This is a genomic window from Kitasatospora sp. NPDC033851, from assembly GCF_055576085.1.
Genome location: NZ_JBVIRL010000022.1, coordinates 86,374 through 103,123, shown reverse-complemented (window position 1 = coordinate 103,123; position 16,750 = coordinate 86,374). Strand labels below are relative to the sequence as shown.

Below are 16,750 nucleotides of genomic sequence, written 5' to 3'. Positions count from 1 at the left end.
GACCCCGATGCCCTCGTCACCGCACCCGGGACCTGCCAGCCACCTGCGGGCCCTCACCGCGAGCCGCAGGTCAGGGCCCCAATTCGGCGTTGGTGATCGCATGGTGGTCGCAGGCGAGCGTCGGGGCAGTGCCCCGGTAGCCTCCGCGGGTCGACCAAGGGACCAACTGCCGCAGGAGGCTGGGGAAGTGCGCAAGTCAGGACGGCCGGGCCGGGTCTACCGTCGGTGCGGATGCCGCGACGCCGACCGACGGCAACTCGGAGCGTCGTGTCCGCACCTGGCCGAGGAGGGGCACGTGGACGTTCGCCGTGGACATCCCTTCACTCACCGGCCACAGGCGCACCGTGCGCCGTGGCGGCTTCGAGGATGCCTTCGCCGCCGAGACGGCGCTTCGGCGCTTCCTCGAAGGGCGCCAACTGGGCTTCGACGCCGACCCGCACGAGACGGTGGCCGCCTACCTCACCAAGTGGCTCAAGGGCATGGAGTTCCTGCTCAAGCCCACCACCTACGCCCGCTACCGCACCTACGTGCTCTGCGAGTTGATACCCGTGTTCGGCAAGCTGCGCCTGGAGGAGCTCGCCCACGACCACATCGCCGCCTATGCCCACGAGCAGCTCGAAGCCGGCCGCGGACGCCAGGCCGTCTACCACTGCCTCGCCACGCTCTCCAGCGCCCTGGGCACGGCCGTGCGCGCCCACCGCCTGCCCTTCAACGCCGCCCAGCCCCTGCCCATGCGCAGGCCCCGCCCCGACGAACGCGTCCCCTGGACCGCGGAACAGGCCGTCGCGTTCCTCTCCCATTGCCGCAACGTCGACCCCGCCTTCGCCGACCTCTTCGAGGTCATCATCGGCACCGGCCTGCGCAAGGGCGAGGCACTCGGTCTCCAGCGCCTGTGCGTGCGGCTCGACGACCGCGTCATGTACATCCGCCACACCCTGTCCGCCGTCGACAACCACGAACTCGTCCTGACCGCGCCGAAGACCAAGAAGAGCCGCAACTGGGTCCCCCTGTCCGACCGTGTCGCCGCCGCCCTCCAGCGCGCCATGACCCGCAGCACGGCCACCATCAACGGCCACGTCTTCCAGGGCCCCGACGGCAAGCCCCTCCACCCGGCCGCCGTCCGCCGGCGCTTCCACGAACTGCGCGAACAGGCCGCACTGCCCCACGTCACCATCCACGACCTGCGCCACCTCGCCGCCACCCTCGCCCTGGAGGCAACGTCTCCATGGCCGTCATCTCCAAGACCCTGCGGCACTCCACCCTGTCGACCACCGCGAATATCTACAGCCACCTGACCTGGGACGTCGCCAGAGCCGCCGTGAACACCATCGAAGCAAGGCTCCACCTCGTCGAGGCCCGCACCCAGTGCGGCCGGGACATCACCGACCTCGACGTCGGCTCGCCGAACCCGCGGTTCAGCCACGCGGCCTGACCAACGCACCCCTGAGGTCGGCTCAGCGTTCCGAGCCGCCCCGGCTTCCAGGGCCGACAAATGCCCGGGATTCCCGGCTCATAACTGACACCCGATAAACGTGCGGCCCGTCGCGACAGACGACGCCGCAGGTTCCACCGGCATGCCCGTTTCCCGCGTATCCGGGCCCATTTCTGCGCCGACGAGGCGACCGGTCCGCGATCGGCCACACGCGGATTCCCGGATGGGTGAACAAACGCCCCGCTACGGCCGGGTCGCAGGGGCCAGGCCTGTGGAAACGCGCCCAGCAAAGGTCGTGTGAACGAGCGTTCACGACCACCTTGCGACCACCAAAGGAAAAGGCCGTTCCTATCATTTCGATAAGAACGGCCTACGACCTGCGAAAACGCTGGTCGGGACGACAGGATTTGAACCTGCGACCCCTTGACCCCCAGCGGTCGAACGGGAGTCTGACTGATGTTCACCAGTCCGAATCGTGCAGGTCAGGGCCTATCTCGTCCCCCCTCCATGACGCCTGATACCGCCTCATGACACCCAGTCCGTGAGAGGTGCGTGAGAGGGACATGAGCCGCAGCGAGTTTCCTCACTGCGGCTCAGCTGTGAGCGCGAGAGATGCCGACGGACCTCTGTGGTCTCTCCGATTACGCCTCCCCACAGCTACCCGAGAGCGCCTATTCGTGCTTGCCGAGATTCCACGCCACGACATCGAGGATACGCAGCAGTGTGACGTCTTCCGGGGCCGCTGAGGCGAGGGTCCTCCACTGTTCCGGCTGCGATTCGAGGTCTTCGGCCATGGATTCGGCCAGGAGTGTGAAGAACTCTGCCCAGGTTCGCTTGGGATCAGGCTGGATGGGATGGTCGCCCGTGGCACCGCAGTAGCAGGCATAGACCTGGGTGTCGTACAGCGGAATGAACAGCGGCCGCTTTCGGTGCAGGATCTTCATGAGGATGGTTCCGCCGACTCCTGGCACACCACCAGCCCGATCGAGGACCCCAGTCAACGTCTCGAACAACTGGCGGTGGCTCCCATCAGCAACGGCCGCCTGGAGGGTGAGACCCTCGGGGATACAGGCGAGGCCCACTTCGAGCTCAGGACGCACCGCCTGCAGACTGAACATCGCCTTGATCGTCGGGCCCACGTTCAGCGGCAGCGGGGCCAGCAGATCCCCATCATTGAGTTGGTTCGGGCCGCTTCCCGTATCCATGCGGTCGTACACAGGGTAGGCATACGGCTTCCCGCCTTTCACCGCGGCGGCCGCTGCGTTTGCCTTCTCATCGAAATAGGCGCCGATCCACTTGCTGGCCGAGGCGACGGCGATCCGGTGACCACCGACTCTCACTTCCCGCTCGCGCACAGTCGCCCCCTCCAGTCGACGGGGCCACTCGCTGCCGCAACGTGGCGGGCCCCGCCCAGACCCAGGCCGTCTCGGTATCCCACACGATCGTAGTCGCGCCCCGGAGGAAGCACAGGTGGATGCGCTCAGTCGAGCTGCGGCCACGGCCGACCACCGAGTCCGGTCAGGCCCAAGTCGCGGTACTCACTTTTCCGTCCCCGGTTCCTACGTCGTGGGGTAGCCGATCTCGGCGATCTCCTCGGCAAGGTCCGCGAGGGTCAGCTCGGCGTTGAGGGCACGGACCACGTCATCGGTGAGCGGCCTCAGAGCACAGATATGCCGGACGGTATCCAGGTCGACCGGGACCTCGTAGTAGTCGGCGGCGAAGCTGGCGTACGCCTCCGGAGATCGGTCGGCGAGGAGCCGGAACAGCCAGTCGGCCCCGTCGGGGTCGACATGGCCCTCCGGGAAGTCGATCTCCCCCGTCTGCCAACTCTTGTCAGTCGTCCTACGCCACAGGCAGGCCGTCACCGTCGGTATGCCGTCGTCGTTGAACGCGGGTTCCTCGACGGACGACCGGAACTCTTCGGGAACAGAGTCCACCACGCCCTGCCACACTCCGTCCTCGGCATAGGGGCTCATCGGCGACTCGTGGTCAAAGCCCCGGATGTACCCACCGGCCGGAGCGAAGACGATCGAGTACTCGTCCCCCGAACCGTTGCGCATCGACGCCAACTCCTCCGTCGGCGACCACTTCGCGTCGAAGGAGTAGTAGCGCGAGGACCAATCGGGACCGAGGATCGCATCCAGCATCGCCAAAGCCCGGCAGTGGTCCCGCAGGACGTCGGGATCGGGCAGGAAACGGGCGACATCGTTGACGGTCATGCCGACCATCCAAGCGGACACCAGTGACAACCCGCACGGTCGCCACCAAGCCGCCACACAAGGGACGTCGGCAAAACCACCATGACAGCAGCCCTATCCCGGGTAGCGACACCATTCGAGGTACTGACACGTCTCAGCTGGCGGCTGCGCCGAGGTAGAGGGCAGCCAGGCGGGGAAGGCGACGGTGCATCTCGTCAGCGTCGTCGAAGTCGAAGTCCTCGCCCATGTCGGACTCCAGCTCCGCATCCAGATCCTGCCCGGCCCGATGGCGCTTCCACGCCTCGTGGAAGGCATCGGCGTCACCCGTCAGGCGCTTGAACGTATAGCTGGCCGCGTAGTTCACGTCCTCGTCGAAGATCACGTAGTCGTCACCCCGGGCCGCGGCCTCGATCACTGCGGGGTGGTCCGCCAGATCGTCCGGGCGAGCGGCTGCCAGCTCGTACCAGTCCCGCCCGAGAGCAATCAGGCCGGCCCGGAAGTCCATGAAGCTGTCATCCGAGCAGCCTCCCCCGATGAGATAGGCGGCGGCCCACACGTCCCAGCGGTACACGGCGCCGTGCACCTCGTCGAATCGCTCCTGGTAGGCGAGGATCTCCTCCTGCGAGAGCCCCGCCAGCTGGTCGACCAACGCCTCGGCGAACGCCTTACCATGCGGACCGCTGCTTTCGGCCCGCGCTGCCCCAACCACATTCCAGAACCCGTCGATGTCCATAACCATCCACCCTTGCAGCAGGTTCCGACATTTGAGGCCTACCGTGTCCCGAATGACCCCCAATGCACTGCAGCGAGCCCTCACCCTGCCCGGCGACCCCGTACTGCGACCCCTCCCGCGCCAGGTCGCGGTCCTCCTCGAAGAGTTGCAGGGCCCCACCCAGGCTCGCGGCCCATCTCCGGGCCGTCCACGACGTCGCCCACCGACTGGCTGACTGGGCCGAACAGCACTACCCCCAGCTGGACTTCGACCGGCACGCCGTCCTCTTCGGCGCCGCCACCCACGACATCGGGAAGATCCTGCACCCCGAGGAGCTCTCCCAACCCGGCTCCGCACACGAGGAGGCCGGCCACGACCTGCTGATCGCCAAGGGAGTCACCGAGGAACTCGCCCGCTTCGCCCGCAACCACGCATCGTGGAACGCCCCCGGCGTCAGCACCGACGACCTGCTGGTGAGCCTGGCTGACAAGGCCTGGAAGGGCAAGCGCGTCACCGACCTCGAACAACTACTGATCGAGCGCCTCTCCGAAGCCAGCCACCAGCGACCGTGGGAGGCGTTCGTGGCACTCGATGATGTTCTCGACCAAATCGCGCAGGATGCCGAACGCAGGCTGGCGTTCCAAGCCGAGCACCCAGTCGCTCCGGGCATCGGATGAGCGCCCGAGGCACTGCCGCATGCCGCACACCTGTAACCTCTCCGCCAGCCTGGTCGGGATCGATGCCAGCAGCGGAGGATGGCAGGTGAAGACCGTGGCGATCACGCTGATCCGATCCGCAGATGACATGGGCGCCGCCGCCTGCCCGGGTTGTGGGGGTACCAGAACTCAGCCCCCGCCTCCGACTACCAGCAGGGCCGTTACGTCTGAGCTCTTCACGCTTCGTCAGACGTCGGCGGCCTGGCCGGGGTTTGCCAGGAGGACCCCGAAAGAGACGCGGTCGGTCGGTAGGCCAGCTCTGCGCAGCCATGTGATCTTGTTGCCGATGTTGCCCCAACAGTCGTCCTTGGCCGCAATGGCGCTGAGGAGTTGGCGCTGAGCGTCGGTGAGGGCCGCCTCGCTGGCGTTGCCGTCCGGAAAGGCGCGCAGCAGGAGCGGTCCCCAGTCGCGTTCGACGGTGAAGTCGTTGGCCATGGGCATCAGAGCCAAGGCGGCGTCGAGGATTTCCTCCAGGGTGGTAGTGCGGGCGAGCAGGGCGTGGAGGAGGGTGAAGCGGAACCAGCCGTCGAGTTGGGGCAGCGGTTCGGCATCGAACCAGTGGTCCGCGGCATGCGGGTCCGACAGTGCCTCCAGAAGGACGGCGATGGGACGCGGGTCGTCGGCGGGGAGCGGGGCAAGGGCCGCGCAGGCGCGGATCGCCGGATCCGGGTCGGTGAGCAGGTCGCTGGTGTCCTTCGCCCAGGCGACGAGGGTCAGAACGGCCACAGCGCGCTCGCGCCGGTCCCCGCTTGTGGTCAGGGTGGCGCGAAGCCGCTCGGCGGCGTCGGGTATCCGGTCGCGGAGCTCGGGAGCCTTGAGAAGGTGGCCGGCGGCGCCGACGGCAGCCTCCCGAACGACGGGGGCGGAATCGGCCAGGTAGGGAGCCACCGCCTGGTGGATCGCGGGGCGGGCGGCGCGGCAGGCCGCGATGTCGGCTGGTTCGTCGTACTCGGGATCCTGCTCGCGGTCGTCGTAGTAGCCGACCGACTCGGCGATCGCGCCCAACCACTCCAGCAACGCGGCGCGCAGGGGGCGGACCCGGTCGTCCCACGGGTACTCGCTCTCGTGCGCGGCCAAGGTGCGCGGATGGTCGAGAATGCCGGCGACGAACAGCGCGACCGGCGCGATACTGCTGTAGAGCGAGCCCTGGTGGAGGACGGACATCTGCAGCTGGCCCAGGGCATGGGCCTGGACCTCCGGGTCGTCGTCCAGCAGGCCGACCAGCAGGGTGGGTGTGTCCTCGGCCGACCCGTATGCGTGGCTCAGCTCCGCCCATGGTGTGTCGATCAGGACGGTCTTGGGGTGCGGGACCGATTCGATGCCGGCGGGTGGCTCGCCAGGAGTGTTCATGGGCAGCAGTGTTGCGGGCGGGACTGACAGGCGGTCGTCCTCCGTGGATGAAGTTCGATCGCTCCGTTGTCGGCAGTTGGGGCTGCAGCAGGCTGTTCGATGGCGGCCCGCCTACAGGGACATGCCGCAGTACAGGCCGCGCTGCCCGGCGTCGCAGGCGAGATCGGCCAGCCGCCGCAGGAAGTCGGCCATCAGCTCCTCGTCCTGTCCCGCGCCGTCATCGGTGCGAGTCCACGCGGAGGCGGCCTCCTGCAGGCGCCCGCTCGTGGCGATGGCGAGCGCGTCGCGAAGCCTGTCCGTGAGCGAGACCAGCCAGTGGCCCTCGTGCTGAGGATCGCTCAGCAGTCCGCAGAAGCGTGGGTCGGCTTCCACCTGATCCTCGGGGACTCCCGTCAGGTACGCCTCGACGGCTCCGAGGAGCAGGTAGGGATCGGCGCCCTTGAGACCGACCGTGCCGAACGGGTCGTCCATGCGGCCGTCCTCGAAGACGCCCAGGGCCTGTGCGTCGTCGGTGGCCGCGTAGTAGTCGTAGAGGTTTCCCATGGCGTGATCGTCCCAGGCGCCAGTGACAGGTAGCTGCCGGCGTCCGGGCTCAGCCGCCCCAACGGCCCGGGAGAAGCCGATGGGTGCGGCCTGTGGCTGACCACCGGCGTCTTCACCCCCGCCTCGAACCGCACAGCGATCACCGCCAAAGTCGCCGACGCGCTACACGCTCAAGGCCTGTCCCCGACTGAACCTCACCCGGGACTGCTGAGGTTGGACCCGCTGGATTGGCGCAAGCGCCTGCCTCGGTAGCCGATCGCATGCACGGTCTGCTGTGTTCGTCACCGGCCATGTCGTGTCCGGCGCCCGGCGTTACATCCCAATCGCGGCTGCCAGCACTCGGCACGGGGCCCGGAGCGCCCCGTAGGTTCGCAGCTGCCCGCCACCGGTGGCGCTGATATTCGGCGGCGCACAGGGCAGGTGTCCGCGACACTGGGCCCGGTGATCGTCATACACCCCGTGCTGGAGACTGGCTCGCTCCCCGACTTCGAGTTCTGGCCGGTCGCCGAGCAACCGCCCTACCACCTCACCCCGCTGAACGGCACGCTGAGCGATGAGCAGGTCGGCACGGCGATAGCCACCATGGCCGGCTACAACTCCAGCCGGGTCGACGACCACCTGACCGACCCGGCCGACGCCTTCCTGAGCTCACTGCTGCACGAGGAGGGGTTCGTCGCCCCTGGCGGGCTCCGCGTCCAGGACGCGGGCACCGGCGCGACGCTGACGCCCGGTTGCTGCTGCGGACTGGAGGACTGGCACGGATGGCTGGAGATCGCCGACGGAGGCGAGCTGTGGCTCGGCCACGACCCGACACCATGGGCCGAGCAACTCGGCGACACCGTCCGGCTCCACCCGGACGGCGAGCACCCGGGCCCGGTGATCGACATCGCCCGGACCGAGCTCCCCCGGCTGCTCGCCGGAGTCCAGCACGACCTCGCCAACTTCCTCCTCCTGGTCGCCGCATGGGCCGAACAGAACGCACCCCAGTCGGCGCAGGCACTGGGCAGCGCGTTCGACCGGTCACTCGACATCACCGCACCACTGCGAAAGCTGAGCTGATGGCGAGCTTCCTGACGCACCGCCGACTCGTGCTTAACCGCACGCTTCCGGTACGGCGACGCCACGCGTCACTGCGTACCTGCCTCACTCTGTACGCCCCGTACGGCTTCCGCTCCACCTACCACCACCTGACGGTCAGCGCCGCGATACCACGCGACCTCGACGCCGATCCCGACTCGCTGGAACGCGCGGTGAACGAGCTCCACGAGGCCCGCCTGCTCCGGCTGGCCGAGGACGCCCGGTACGCCGAGCGGCGGCGACGCGAGAAGCATGCCGGTCAGCGGGTCCCCCGACGCCCGGGCACCTGGTGGCACCGCCACGGGCGGCAGAGCTGCTACCAGCTCGATCCGCTCTGCCATCCAGCCATGGCCCTGCCCGAGTTCGTCCGCCGCCAAATCAGCCTGGCGAACGGCGAAACACTGCCCGGCTGCGCGGATGCGGCAGCCGCCGCCCCGCCATCTCTCGTTCGACCGGCCACGGGTTCATCGACCTGTGCCGCGACTGCGGAGCGGTACAGCGCTCGTGTGCCTGCGACCAGCCTCACCACCTCCACCCTCTCGAACGGGACCTGTGGCCGCGCCTGTGGCGCAGGGAGCACATGACCCACGACGGCCTGCCCAACCCGCACTGGCCCGGTACCGTCGAGGACCGGATCGCCGGCCTGCAGCTGTGGAGCTCGTCACAGCCACCAACTGGGAGGCTCGGATGAGTGAACTCGCCTTCTTCGCCCAGGTGGTGGCCCGAGGCACAGTCCACAGCCTGGACTGCAGCTCCACGCCCGACGAGGTCACCGCCCGGCTCGGCGAATTCGGGGAGAACCTTCGGCACAACCTGATGTGGCGCGACTACGGTCTGGTCGAGTTCACGTGGGAGCGGCCCTCCAGGAACGAGCCGTGGCAGGGCTGCCGGTTCACCGTGCAGTGCCACCGCCTCGACCAGGGACCCACGCCCGTGCCTACCTTCGCTGACCTCCGAACAGCCCTGGCGGAGCTGGATTGTGAAGTCGAAGAGATCACACCCCTCAGCAGTGACCTCGACGAGTACTGGCAACCCGAGAGCCGAGTGGCCATCCTCGTCGACACCCGGGACGGCACCCTGCACCAGATCACCGGCCCGGTTGCCCCCGACTACGCGGACCTCCGCCGAGGGCTCCGCTCGAGTCGGGCCGAGCGCGACCAGATCCGCCATCTTCTCGACGCCTCCGACGAGGACCGGCTGCGCTGGATCAGGCGCGACCAACCCCACGGCGCCGCACGACCGGCCTGGTGGACGGGAAAGCTCGCAGTGATCGGCGGGATGGTCTCCGCCACTCCGGACAAGCAGTTCCCCTGGGCCCGTCTGCTGCTCTGGATGATCCAGCAGAGCAACGAACTGGAAGTCTTCGACCACGCCCAACGCGCCGAGCGCATGGCCGCCCTCTCCGCCAACCTGCGCTGGCACCTCGGCCCGGACCAGCTGGCCGACCTCCTGCCCAACGCCGACGAGGTGGTCCGCGCCTGCCTCGACGCACTGCCCGGGGGCCGGACCGGTCGACTCACACCGCGTCAGACACCTGCTCAACTCCTGTGCACCACTTCGGGACCAGCTCCGCGACGCACTCCTGCGTCACGAACTCGACCGACTGCTCACCCTCACCCACCGCACGTGGTGAAGCCAACCGCGCGACACCCTCCACCATCCCCGGGGCGGGCCTGTCACACCCGGCTCGAGGTGCGGGTCTGACGCCGCACCAGGAGCGCTGCCCCCATCGCGCCACCCCTTCAACGAAGGCAGCTGCGGCTGCCTCATCGCCGCCCAGCTCGCCAGTCGCTTGGACAGCTGCCGGACCTGCTGGCGCGCACTTGATCGATCGCAGATGCGTCAAGTGCGAACCCTACGGGCAGAATCGCCGATCACGGCGAGCGACCATCTAGCCCATTGCAGTGATCGAAAAATCCGACATAGAGGAGAAAGAGCGCAGATGGTCACCGCTAACGGCGTCGAGCAGGGGCCAGCCTCGCCCTTGAACCGTGAAAACCGTGAGACGAATGTGAGAGGCAGGCCCCAGGGCACGCCGAAGGCCGCTTCCTCGTGAACGAGAAAACGGCCTCTGACCTGCGACAATGGGATGAACCCTTGTCGGGACGACAGGATTTGAACCTGCGACCCCTTGACCCCCAGTCGACAGTCGGAGCCTTGAGGCTCCGGCTTTTTCTTGTGTCAACATGCTTGGGAGCCAGCAGAGTTGGTGCGTATCGGCACACAACTTCGGACAGCCGCCCTCGCCGCGAGGTGGCGAGCCATCAGCGTTCATTTCGTGCACAGGCGCCCGTTATGACCCATGGGCGCTCATGAGCGCTCATCGCACGTGGTCCCCAAGTGGTCCCCAGGGCCGCCAACCGTCGCCGGTTACGCCCAGTAACGTGATTCTGACGCCCGCTCAGCAGGGGCCTTCACGAGCGCCTGGCAGCCCCGGTCACCGCAGCACACACCGGCTCGCCGAGCCAGCCAGTGCGGGCAGATTATGGTCGCTTACCCATCGGCTACGGATCGTGATCTTCAGAGCGGTGTGTCGTCTTGAGCGTGTCCTGCCCGACCGGCCCCTTCGTGCCTCGCGCCCCGCTCCGCACGCTCTGCCAACACCCCCAGCCGCCCGGCGAACCTTGGACCCGTAACCACCCACTCCAAGGAGGAACCAACATGGGACAGCGTACGAAGCGCGGCAGGGTCTACCGTCGATGCGGCTGCCAGGACGAGAACAAGAAGCAGCTCGGCCCCTGGTGCATGCGGTTGTTGGAGGACGCGAAGCACGGAACGTGGACCTACGCCCTTGATCTCGCCCGTGAGGACGGACGGCGCCGCGTCCGCCGCCGGGGCGGCTTCGCCAGCCACGCCGAAGCCGCCCGCGAGATGGCCGCCGTCCTGGACGGCGAGCTGCGCGGCGTCTACGAGAGCCGCCGCACCACCGTCGCCAGCTACCTCCGCGAATGGCTCACCATCAAAGAGCAGGCCCTCGCCCCGAACACCTACGCCGGCTACAAGGCCTGCGTCGAACGCGACCTGATCCCCGCCTTCGGCCACCGCAGGCTCCTCGACCTGCGCGCCAAGCACATCGACGACTGGATCACCGCCCAGCTGGAGGCCAAGCGGGGCCGCGTCACCGTCTACCGGGCCGTCTCCACCCTGCGCAACGCGCTGAACGCCGCAGTCCGCTCCTGGCGCCTGCGCTACAACCCCGCCAAACACTCCGTCCCACCGAAGCCCCGCGCAGAGGAGCGCATCTGCTGGACCCCCGAACAGGCCGCCACCTTCCTGCGCCACAGCACCCAGAACTACGCGGACCAGCTGACCGACCTGTTCGAGGTCATGCTCGGCACCGGTATGCGCCGCGGCGAGATCCTCGCCCTGCACTGGTCCGACGTCCACCTCATGGACCACCTGCTCTTCGTCCGCTGGAACCTCGCCGCCATCGACAACGGCGTCCTCCACCTCGGCCAGCCCAAGACCCCCGCCAGCCGCGCCTGGATCAGCCTCTCCCCCAGAGTCATGGCCGCCCTCCACCGCCAGGCCGCCATCCAGATGGCCGGCCACCCCGACGGGCGCCTCGAAGGACTGGTCTTCTCCCGCGGCGATGGCTCACCGCTGCGGCCCCAGTGGGTCCTCGACCAACTCCGCAAGCGCACCGCCGAGATCAACCTCCCCCGCATCGGCCTTCACGACCTCCGACATACCGCGGCCAGCATCATGATCGCCATGGGCATCCCACTGGCCATCGTCTCCAAGACCCTGCGCCACGCCACCCTCGCCACCACCATCAACCTCTACGGCCACCTCTTCAAGGACTCCGCCAACCAAGCCGTCAACGCCCTCGCCAAAGCACTCGATCAAGCCGACGCCGATCACGGCAACGACATCACCGTCGCAACCCGGTGCTCGCTACCACGGGCTGCTTAGGACTGCACTCATGACGAGGATGAAGCATCGCGAGCCCCAGACCGACGGTGTCGTCCCGCGAACTCTGTGAGGAGACGAGTCGACCCGCTGGGATGTGCAGAACGGCCGCTCCTCCCAGCAGCGATCACTCTCGCCTGCTCGACTAGGAGTTCCCGACTGTTCGGCCCGCGATCGACGGCGCTGTGTTCGCAAGCACGAGCCTCGATGGTGCGGTTGGCTGTCGGTGGTGTCGTCTACGGTTGCCTCGGTAGGCGGGACCGGTTCCGCCTGGTGAGGTGGAGATGACGACACCGTTGCAGGTTGCCCAGCTCATACGTTTCGCCCTGGAGACGTTGGGTGAACGCAACGCCCACCACGAGTTCGAGCAGCTGTGCCTTGGGCTGGCTCGGCGCAGAATCGCCTCTAATCTTCTGCCCGCGACCGGTCCGGTGGGCACCGGGGGTGACCAGGGGCGCGATGGGGAGAGCTTCTGGACGCGGCTGCCTGACGAGGTCCCGGAAGTGTCGGCGTTCGTCCGTCTTGCTTCGAAGGCCCCGGTCGTACTTGCCTGCACGATTCAGCGGACCAAGGTGCCGGGGAAGATCAAGAAGGACCTGCTCTCCATCTGCGGAGCGGGCGAGCCGATTGAGCGGGTCGTCTACTTCACCGTGGCGGGCGTTCCCGTGAGCAAGCGCCACGACCTCCAGGCCGAAGCACGCACTCTGGGGGTGGCGTTGGACATCTGGGACGGTCCCGCGATCGCCCAGGAACTCGCCGAGCCGGACCTGTTCTATCTCGCGATCACTCATCTGCAGGTGCCCGCTGCGCTCGCTCCCACACCCACCGCGTCGGAGGCGGCCTTGCCGCGGTGGTACCGCGAGGCTCGTCAACGGTGGCGCGAGCGGAAGGAATTCAACGGCACGCCTGGCGAACTGGGTGATCTGCGGACTCCTCTGCGCTACGCCACCTTCAACGCGCCTGCCCGCGCCGACCTCGCGGAGTGGCTCGGCTACGCGCGGGGCATGCTGGCGATCCCCTATCCCGACGGCAGCTCCGTCCCGGCCCGCCTGCAGTACGAGATCGCCGTGGCCACCCTCCGAGGCACCGGCGACCTCCACCCAGCCGATGGCTTGGCACAGGCGTTCTTCACCACTGTCCTACCCGACTCCGACGACGCTGGCCTGCTTCATGACTGCAGCGTCCTACTCACCTACGTGCACGGCGCATGGAGCCGACGACTCACGGGCATCGGCATTGCGGAGCTGGCCGCCTGGCACGAGCAACTGAGCCGGCGGGTCCAGGAACTCCTGCGGCAGGACCCAGCGCCCAACCGCCGTGCCGGACTGCTCGCCCTGGCGGCCCGCGTCGCCTTCCACGTCCGCTTCGACGTCGAGGCCCGTACCGACCCAAGCTCGTCCGCACCCTCGGGGCACGAGGATGTGTCGCAGGCGGTGGCAGTCGCCGAACGTCATGAACTGGTTGACCTCGACGCCGGGATGGAGGCACTGGGTCGACTGTGCGACCTTCTGCCTAGCGCTCCGTTGTTCCCCGTCGAGACGACCGCCGACCTCTTCGGACTGTTCGTACCGCTCCTGGTACGGCACAGCGACTACCAGCGCATCAGCACCGCGCTCGACGAACAGATGGCACAGGCATCCGGCGGTGCGACCAAAGCCCACCGCAGCCGCCAACGGGCTGAGCAGTTCCTGCACTCCGGACTCCTCCTGGCAGCGCTCGACGAGATCCACGCCATGAAGATCAACTTGTGGTCCGGTGACAACCTCGACGACTCACTCAGCGCCGTACTGCTCCTGTCGCGCATCTACGCAGAGCTACGGCTGCCGCTGGCAGCCAAGCAGTACGCGCTCGCCGCTGCCGCCGTCGCCCAGTCCACCGGGCGCAGTGACCTCGCCCACGTAATCCCGCAGGGGATCCTGCGTGCGGCAGAGTGCGACTACCTGGCCGGCAGCTGGCTCAGCGCCGCCGCGCTCACGCAGATCGGGATCCGCGCGCAGGGAGTCTTCTGTGACGATCCGTGGAACATGAACGAGCACGAGGAGTTCGCCGCCGCCGTCGCCGTACAGTGCCGCACCCTGCAGGTCGCCCGGGACTGCCGTCCTGACCTCACCGATCACCTGAAAGAGCTCCATGCCAACATCGGCTTCGACACGTTCCTCGTGGCAGTCCTCGACGGCCTCCCGTCCGAGCCCGCCCGGACCGGCTCAGAGTGGGCCGACATTGCCCGTCAGCAAGGTGTGGGACGTCCGTTCAGCGACAGCGGTCCCACCCGCACCTACCAGTGGGCCGCCTTCGGGACTTCTTGGTCCCTGTCATGCTCGAACAGCCGCGAGGAGGTGCTGGCCTGCGAGCGCTTCGCAGCAGCTGCCCAGGTCGTGCTGGCGGAACTCGGCCCGCTCGACGCTCTGATACTGCCGGGAGAGATCCGCATCCGGGTCCACCTGTCATCGACACCACCGCTGCGTCCCGTGTTCGAGCACCCGGACCACTGGACGGTGCACCTGCCGCCGATCGACCCCGCGGCACTGGATGAGCACCAACGAGAGCTCGTCCGCACCGTGGTGCACATCCTCATGATGCATTCGCTTCTACCGCAGGACAGGTTCCTCGGTCTCGTGGACGACGTGTTCTCACACGGGCTGTCGCACAAGATCTTCGCGGGCCGGCCCTACGACGAGCTCGCCGAGATCACACCGGCCGCGGCGTTCGATCGCATGGCCGCCCTGCCGGCTCCCGCGGCCAGCACCCCCGCGCCGCAGGAACATCCGGCACTGAGCGCCTCTTCCGGCCCGGGCCCGCTGGCTGACGCCGAAGACCTTGCCACGAGAGTCCGCGCCCGCTACGAGCGGATCCCCCAGGTCCTGCGCCACACCCTGCCCAGGCTCCGCTCCCACGAGGGCTTCCGGGGCGTCGTGGAGCAACTGCGCGGCGAGGGCTGGCTCGACTGGCACATCCTTGCCGCCGTCGCCGTCCCCGTCGTCAACGCCCGGCTCGAGCGCGAGGGCCTGCCGGTGCCACCGCGCTCCGCCGCCGAGGCACACCGGGCCGTGGAGGTGATGTACCGCGATGAACGGCCGGACGATCCACAGCTGCCCGCCGACACGTTCACCAGCGAGTTCCTGAAGAAGATGCTGGCCATCTCGGCGATGCAGACCCTTGCCGCCCTGGGCCTCCAGGTCCGCCTAAGGCGGCCGGATCCGCAGGCGGTGTTCGCGCTCCTGGCGTCCCGCTATGCCTACTGGACACTGGATGCGCCGCATGAGGAGGTGTTTCCGGCACGGCCATGAGTTGAACGGCGGGGCGGCAGCTGCCCGAGTGGCCCTGATCTGGCGGAACTTGTGTGTTCGGACGCGAGTATCAGTCGCTGCTCCCCCGGTCGGCCGCGCGATGCCCCGTTCATATCCGCAGGAGGAGGGCCCCGGCATGGTGGACGACCATGACCGCGTCAGAACGCTTACACGGCCTCACGGTTCGGGTGGCGGAGCTTGGCGGCGGCTTGGCTCCACAGCGCTGGGAGTTGGTGGAGTTCTGGTAGGGAGGCATCGGTGACGAAGCACACGCTGGTGGTGTCGTTGTAGCTGCATGCGATGACTGATGCGGGCTGATTGTGTGGGAGCCAGTTGAAGACCTGGACGTGGCTGACGGGGTTGCCCTGGTGGCTCAGGGGTTGGCGGATAGCGACGCAGGAAGTGGTGATGACCGCTCGCGAGGGGGTGGTGAGTCGTGTGGCCAGTGCGGAGAAGGGCCGCGTGGGGGTGAGGTCCATCAGAACTCGCATGGCGTGGCGCCGTGCTGGGTTCTTGGCGGCTCGGGTGATGGCGGTGATCTCTTCGAGATGGCTGACAGGGTTCGGCTGATGGCACGGGAGGGGGACGGGGATGAACGAGCAGTGGTTCCCGGGCAGGTCGGCTTCCTCGGTTCGGCGCAGGTCCACCATGGCTACTGCGGGCAATGGCCTGTTGGCCCCCCGGGGCCAGTGGGCGGAGCTCCAGGTCCGCAGGGCTCCGGTCAGTGCGGCCAGGAATGCGTCGTTGGTGCTGCCCCCGCGGTTCGCGGCTGTCGTGCGTAGGTGGTCGGTGGGGATGTCGGCCCAGCTGGTGATGCGAGTGCCCGTCAGTGGTCGTTTGGGGTCGTTCCAGACGTTGTTGACAGCGCAGGCGTCGAGCGTTGCGCGCAGGGTGCTGGCGTAGGCGCCGATCTTGGCTGTGGGGGCCGGTCCTGTGGGGGCCGGTCCTGTGGTGGGGAGCGTGGGGGCGGTGCCGAAGAGATGGCGGAGGGTGTTGAGGAAGCCGCCGCCGTCCTGCGTGCTGTGGTGCGCTCGGTAGCAGATGACGTAGCGGTTGGGGGCGTGGCCGTGTAGGAGCCACATGTCCCAGAGCGGGCCTTGGTCGGGGAGCGGGTGTTTTACGAGGTCTTGCAGGGCTGCGTGAAGGTGGTCGTCTCCGGGTTGGAGGCGGCGTTCCCGAACGCGCGTTTCCAGGTCGGGGGTTGGGTCGTGGGCCCAGTGCGCTTTGAGGCCCGGGCCGTGGAGGTAGTGGGTGAGGCGGGGCTCGTGGTCCAGGTGGGAGGCGAGATGGCCGCGGAGTTCGCCCAGGGGCGGAGCGGCTCCGTCCAGGTGGAGGAAGGCCCCGATCGTCTGGGAGATCGATGGCTGGATCTGGGCCATCTTGTGCATGGTCAGGTCCATGGGGGTGGGGCGTAGGCGGACGGTCACGGCCTCTTCTCCGGGCAGGTTGGTGGGGCGGAGTGGCTTCGGGCTCAGGTCGGGTGACCTGCTGGGGGTTCAGCTCATTGGAGGTGTGCTCAACCG

Annotated in this window: 13 protein-coding genes; 7 read left to right on the top strand and 6 right to left on the bottom strand. The window is 68.1% G+C overall.

Annotated elements, in window-relative coordinates; genetic code table 11:
* The first annotated feature begins 308 nt into the window (after positions 1-308).
* Entirely contained in the window at positions 309-1,295 is a 987-nt protein-coding gene (locus ACZ51D_RS32905) for a tyrosine-type recombinase/integrase (protein ID WP_465623776.1), read from the top strand.
* 808 nt (positions 1,296-2,103) lie between these two features.
* Here the strand turns inward: ACZ51D_RS32905 and ACZ51D_RS32900 are convergent.
* The 3 genes from ACZ51D_RS32900 to ACZ51D_RS32890 all read right to left on the bottom strand — a co-directional run bounded on the left by ACZ51D_RS32900 (position 2,104) and on the right by ACZ51D_RS32890 (position 4,363).
* Positions 2,104-2,787, bottom strand: a complete 684-nt coding sequence (locus ACZ51D_RS32900) for a DUF6308 family protein (protein WP_465623778.1) — start codon at positions 2,785-2,787, stop codon at positions 2,104-2,106.
* A gap of 204 nt (positions 2,788-2,991) precedes the next feature.
* Positions 2,992-3,651 (bottom strand): hypothetical protein, encoded by a 660-nt coding sequence (locus ACZ51D_RS32895; RefSeq protein ID WP_465623780.1) that lies wholly within the window; start codon positions 3,649-3,651, stop codon positions 2,992-2,994.
* A gap of 133 nt (positions 3,652-3,784) precedes the next feature.
* Complete coding sequence (locus ACZ51D_RS32890; RefSeq protein ID WP_465623782.1) at positions 3,785-4,363, bottom strand: DUF4240 domain-containing protein; 579 nt, start codon at positions 4,361-4,363, stop codon at positions 3,785-3,787.
* 62 nt (positions 4,364-4,425) lie between these two features.
* Here ACZ51D_RS32890 and ACZ51D_RS32885 point away from each other — a divergent pair, with 62 nt between their 5' ends.
* On the top strand, positions 4,426-5,019 hold the full coding sequence (locus tag ACZ51D_RS32885) for an HD domain-containing protein (RefSeq protein ID WP_465623783.1): 594 nt from the start codon (positions 4,426-4,428) through the stop codon (positions 5,017-5,019).
* A 225-nt stretch (positions 5,020-5,244) separates the two neighbouring features.
* Here ACZ51D_RS32885 and ACZ51D_RS32880 read toward each other — a convergent pair whose 3' ends face one another.
* Entirely contained in the window at positions 5,245-6,408 is a 1,164-nt protein-coding gene (locus tag ACZ51D_RS32880; RefSeq protein WP_465623785.1) for a HEAT repeat domain-containing protein, read from the bottom strand.
* A gap of 111 nt (positions 6,409-6,519) precedes the next feature.
* Entirely contained in the window at positions 6,520-6,951 is a 432-nt protein-coding gene (locus tag ACZ51D_RS32875) for a hypothetical protein (RefSeq protein ID WP_465623786.1), read from the bottom strand.
* Between the two features lie 441 nt (positions 6,952-7,392).
* Here ACZ51D_RS32875 and ACZ51D_RS32870 point away from each other — a divergent pair, with 441 nt between their 5' ends.
* The 5 genes from ACZ51D_RS32870 (at position 7,393) to ACZ51D_RS32850 (ending at position 15,227) form a co-directional block, all read left to right on the top strand.
* Positions 7,393-8,010: a hypothetical protein gene (locus ACZ51D_RS32870; RefSeq protein WP_465623788.1), complete on the top strand. Its 618-nt coding sequence runs from the start codon at positions 7,393-7,395 to the stop codon at positions 8,008-8,010.
* Positions 8,010-8,612: a hypothetical protein gene (locus tag ACZ51D_RS32865; RefSeq protein ID WP_465623790.1), complete on the top strand. Its 603-nt coding sequence runs from the start codon at positions 8,010-8,012 to the stop codon at positions 8,610-8,612. Before ACZ51D_RS32870 ends, ACZ51D_RS32865 begins: the two co-directional genes overlap by 1 nt.
* A 103-nt stretch (positions 8,613-8,715) precedes the next feature.
* Positions 8,716-9,732: a hypothetical protein gene (locus tag ACZ51D_RS32860; RefSeq protein WP_465623791.1), complete on the top strand. Its 1,017-nt coding sequence runs from the start codon at positions 8,716-8,718 to the stop codon at positions 9,730-9,732.
* A gap of 957 nt (positions 9,733-10,689) precedes the next feature.
* Positions 10,690-11,943, top strand: a complete 1,254-nt coding sequence (locus ACZ51D_RS32855) for a tyrosine-type recombinase/integrase (protein WP_465664311.1) — start codon at positions 10,690-10,692, stop codon at positions 11,941-11,943.
* Positions 11,944-12,224: 281 nt separating this feature from the next.
* Positions 12,225-15,227, top strand: coding sequence for a hypothetical protein (locus tag ACZ51D_RS32850; RefSeq protein ID WP_465664310.1), 3,003 nt, complete (start codon positions 12,225-12,227; stop codon positions 15,225-15,227).
* Positions 15,228-15,394: 167 nt separating this feature from the next.
* Here the strand turns inward: ACZ51D_RS32850 and ACZ51D_RS32845 are convergent, their stop codons facing one another.
* On the bottom strand, positions 15,395-16,654 hold the full coding sequence (locus ACZ51D_RS32845) for a wax ester/triacylglycerol synthase domain-containing protein (RefSeq protein WP_465664309.1): 1,260 nt from the start codon (positions 16,652-16,654) through the stop codon (positions 15,395-15,397).
* Between the last annotated feature and the right edge of the window lie 96 nt (positions 16,655-16,750).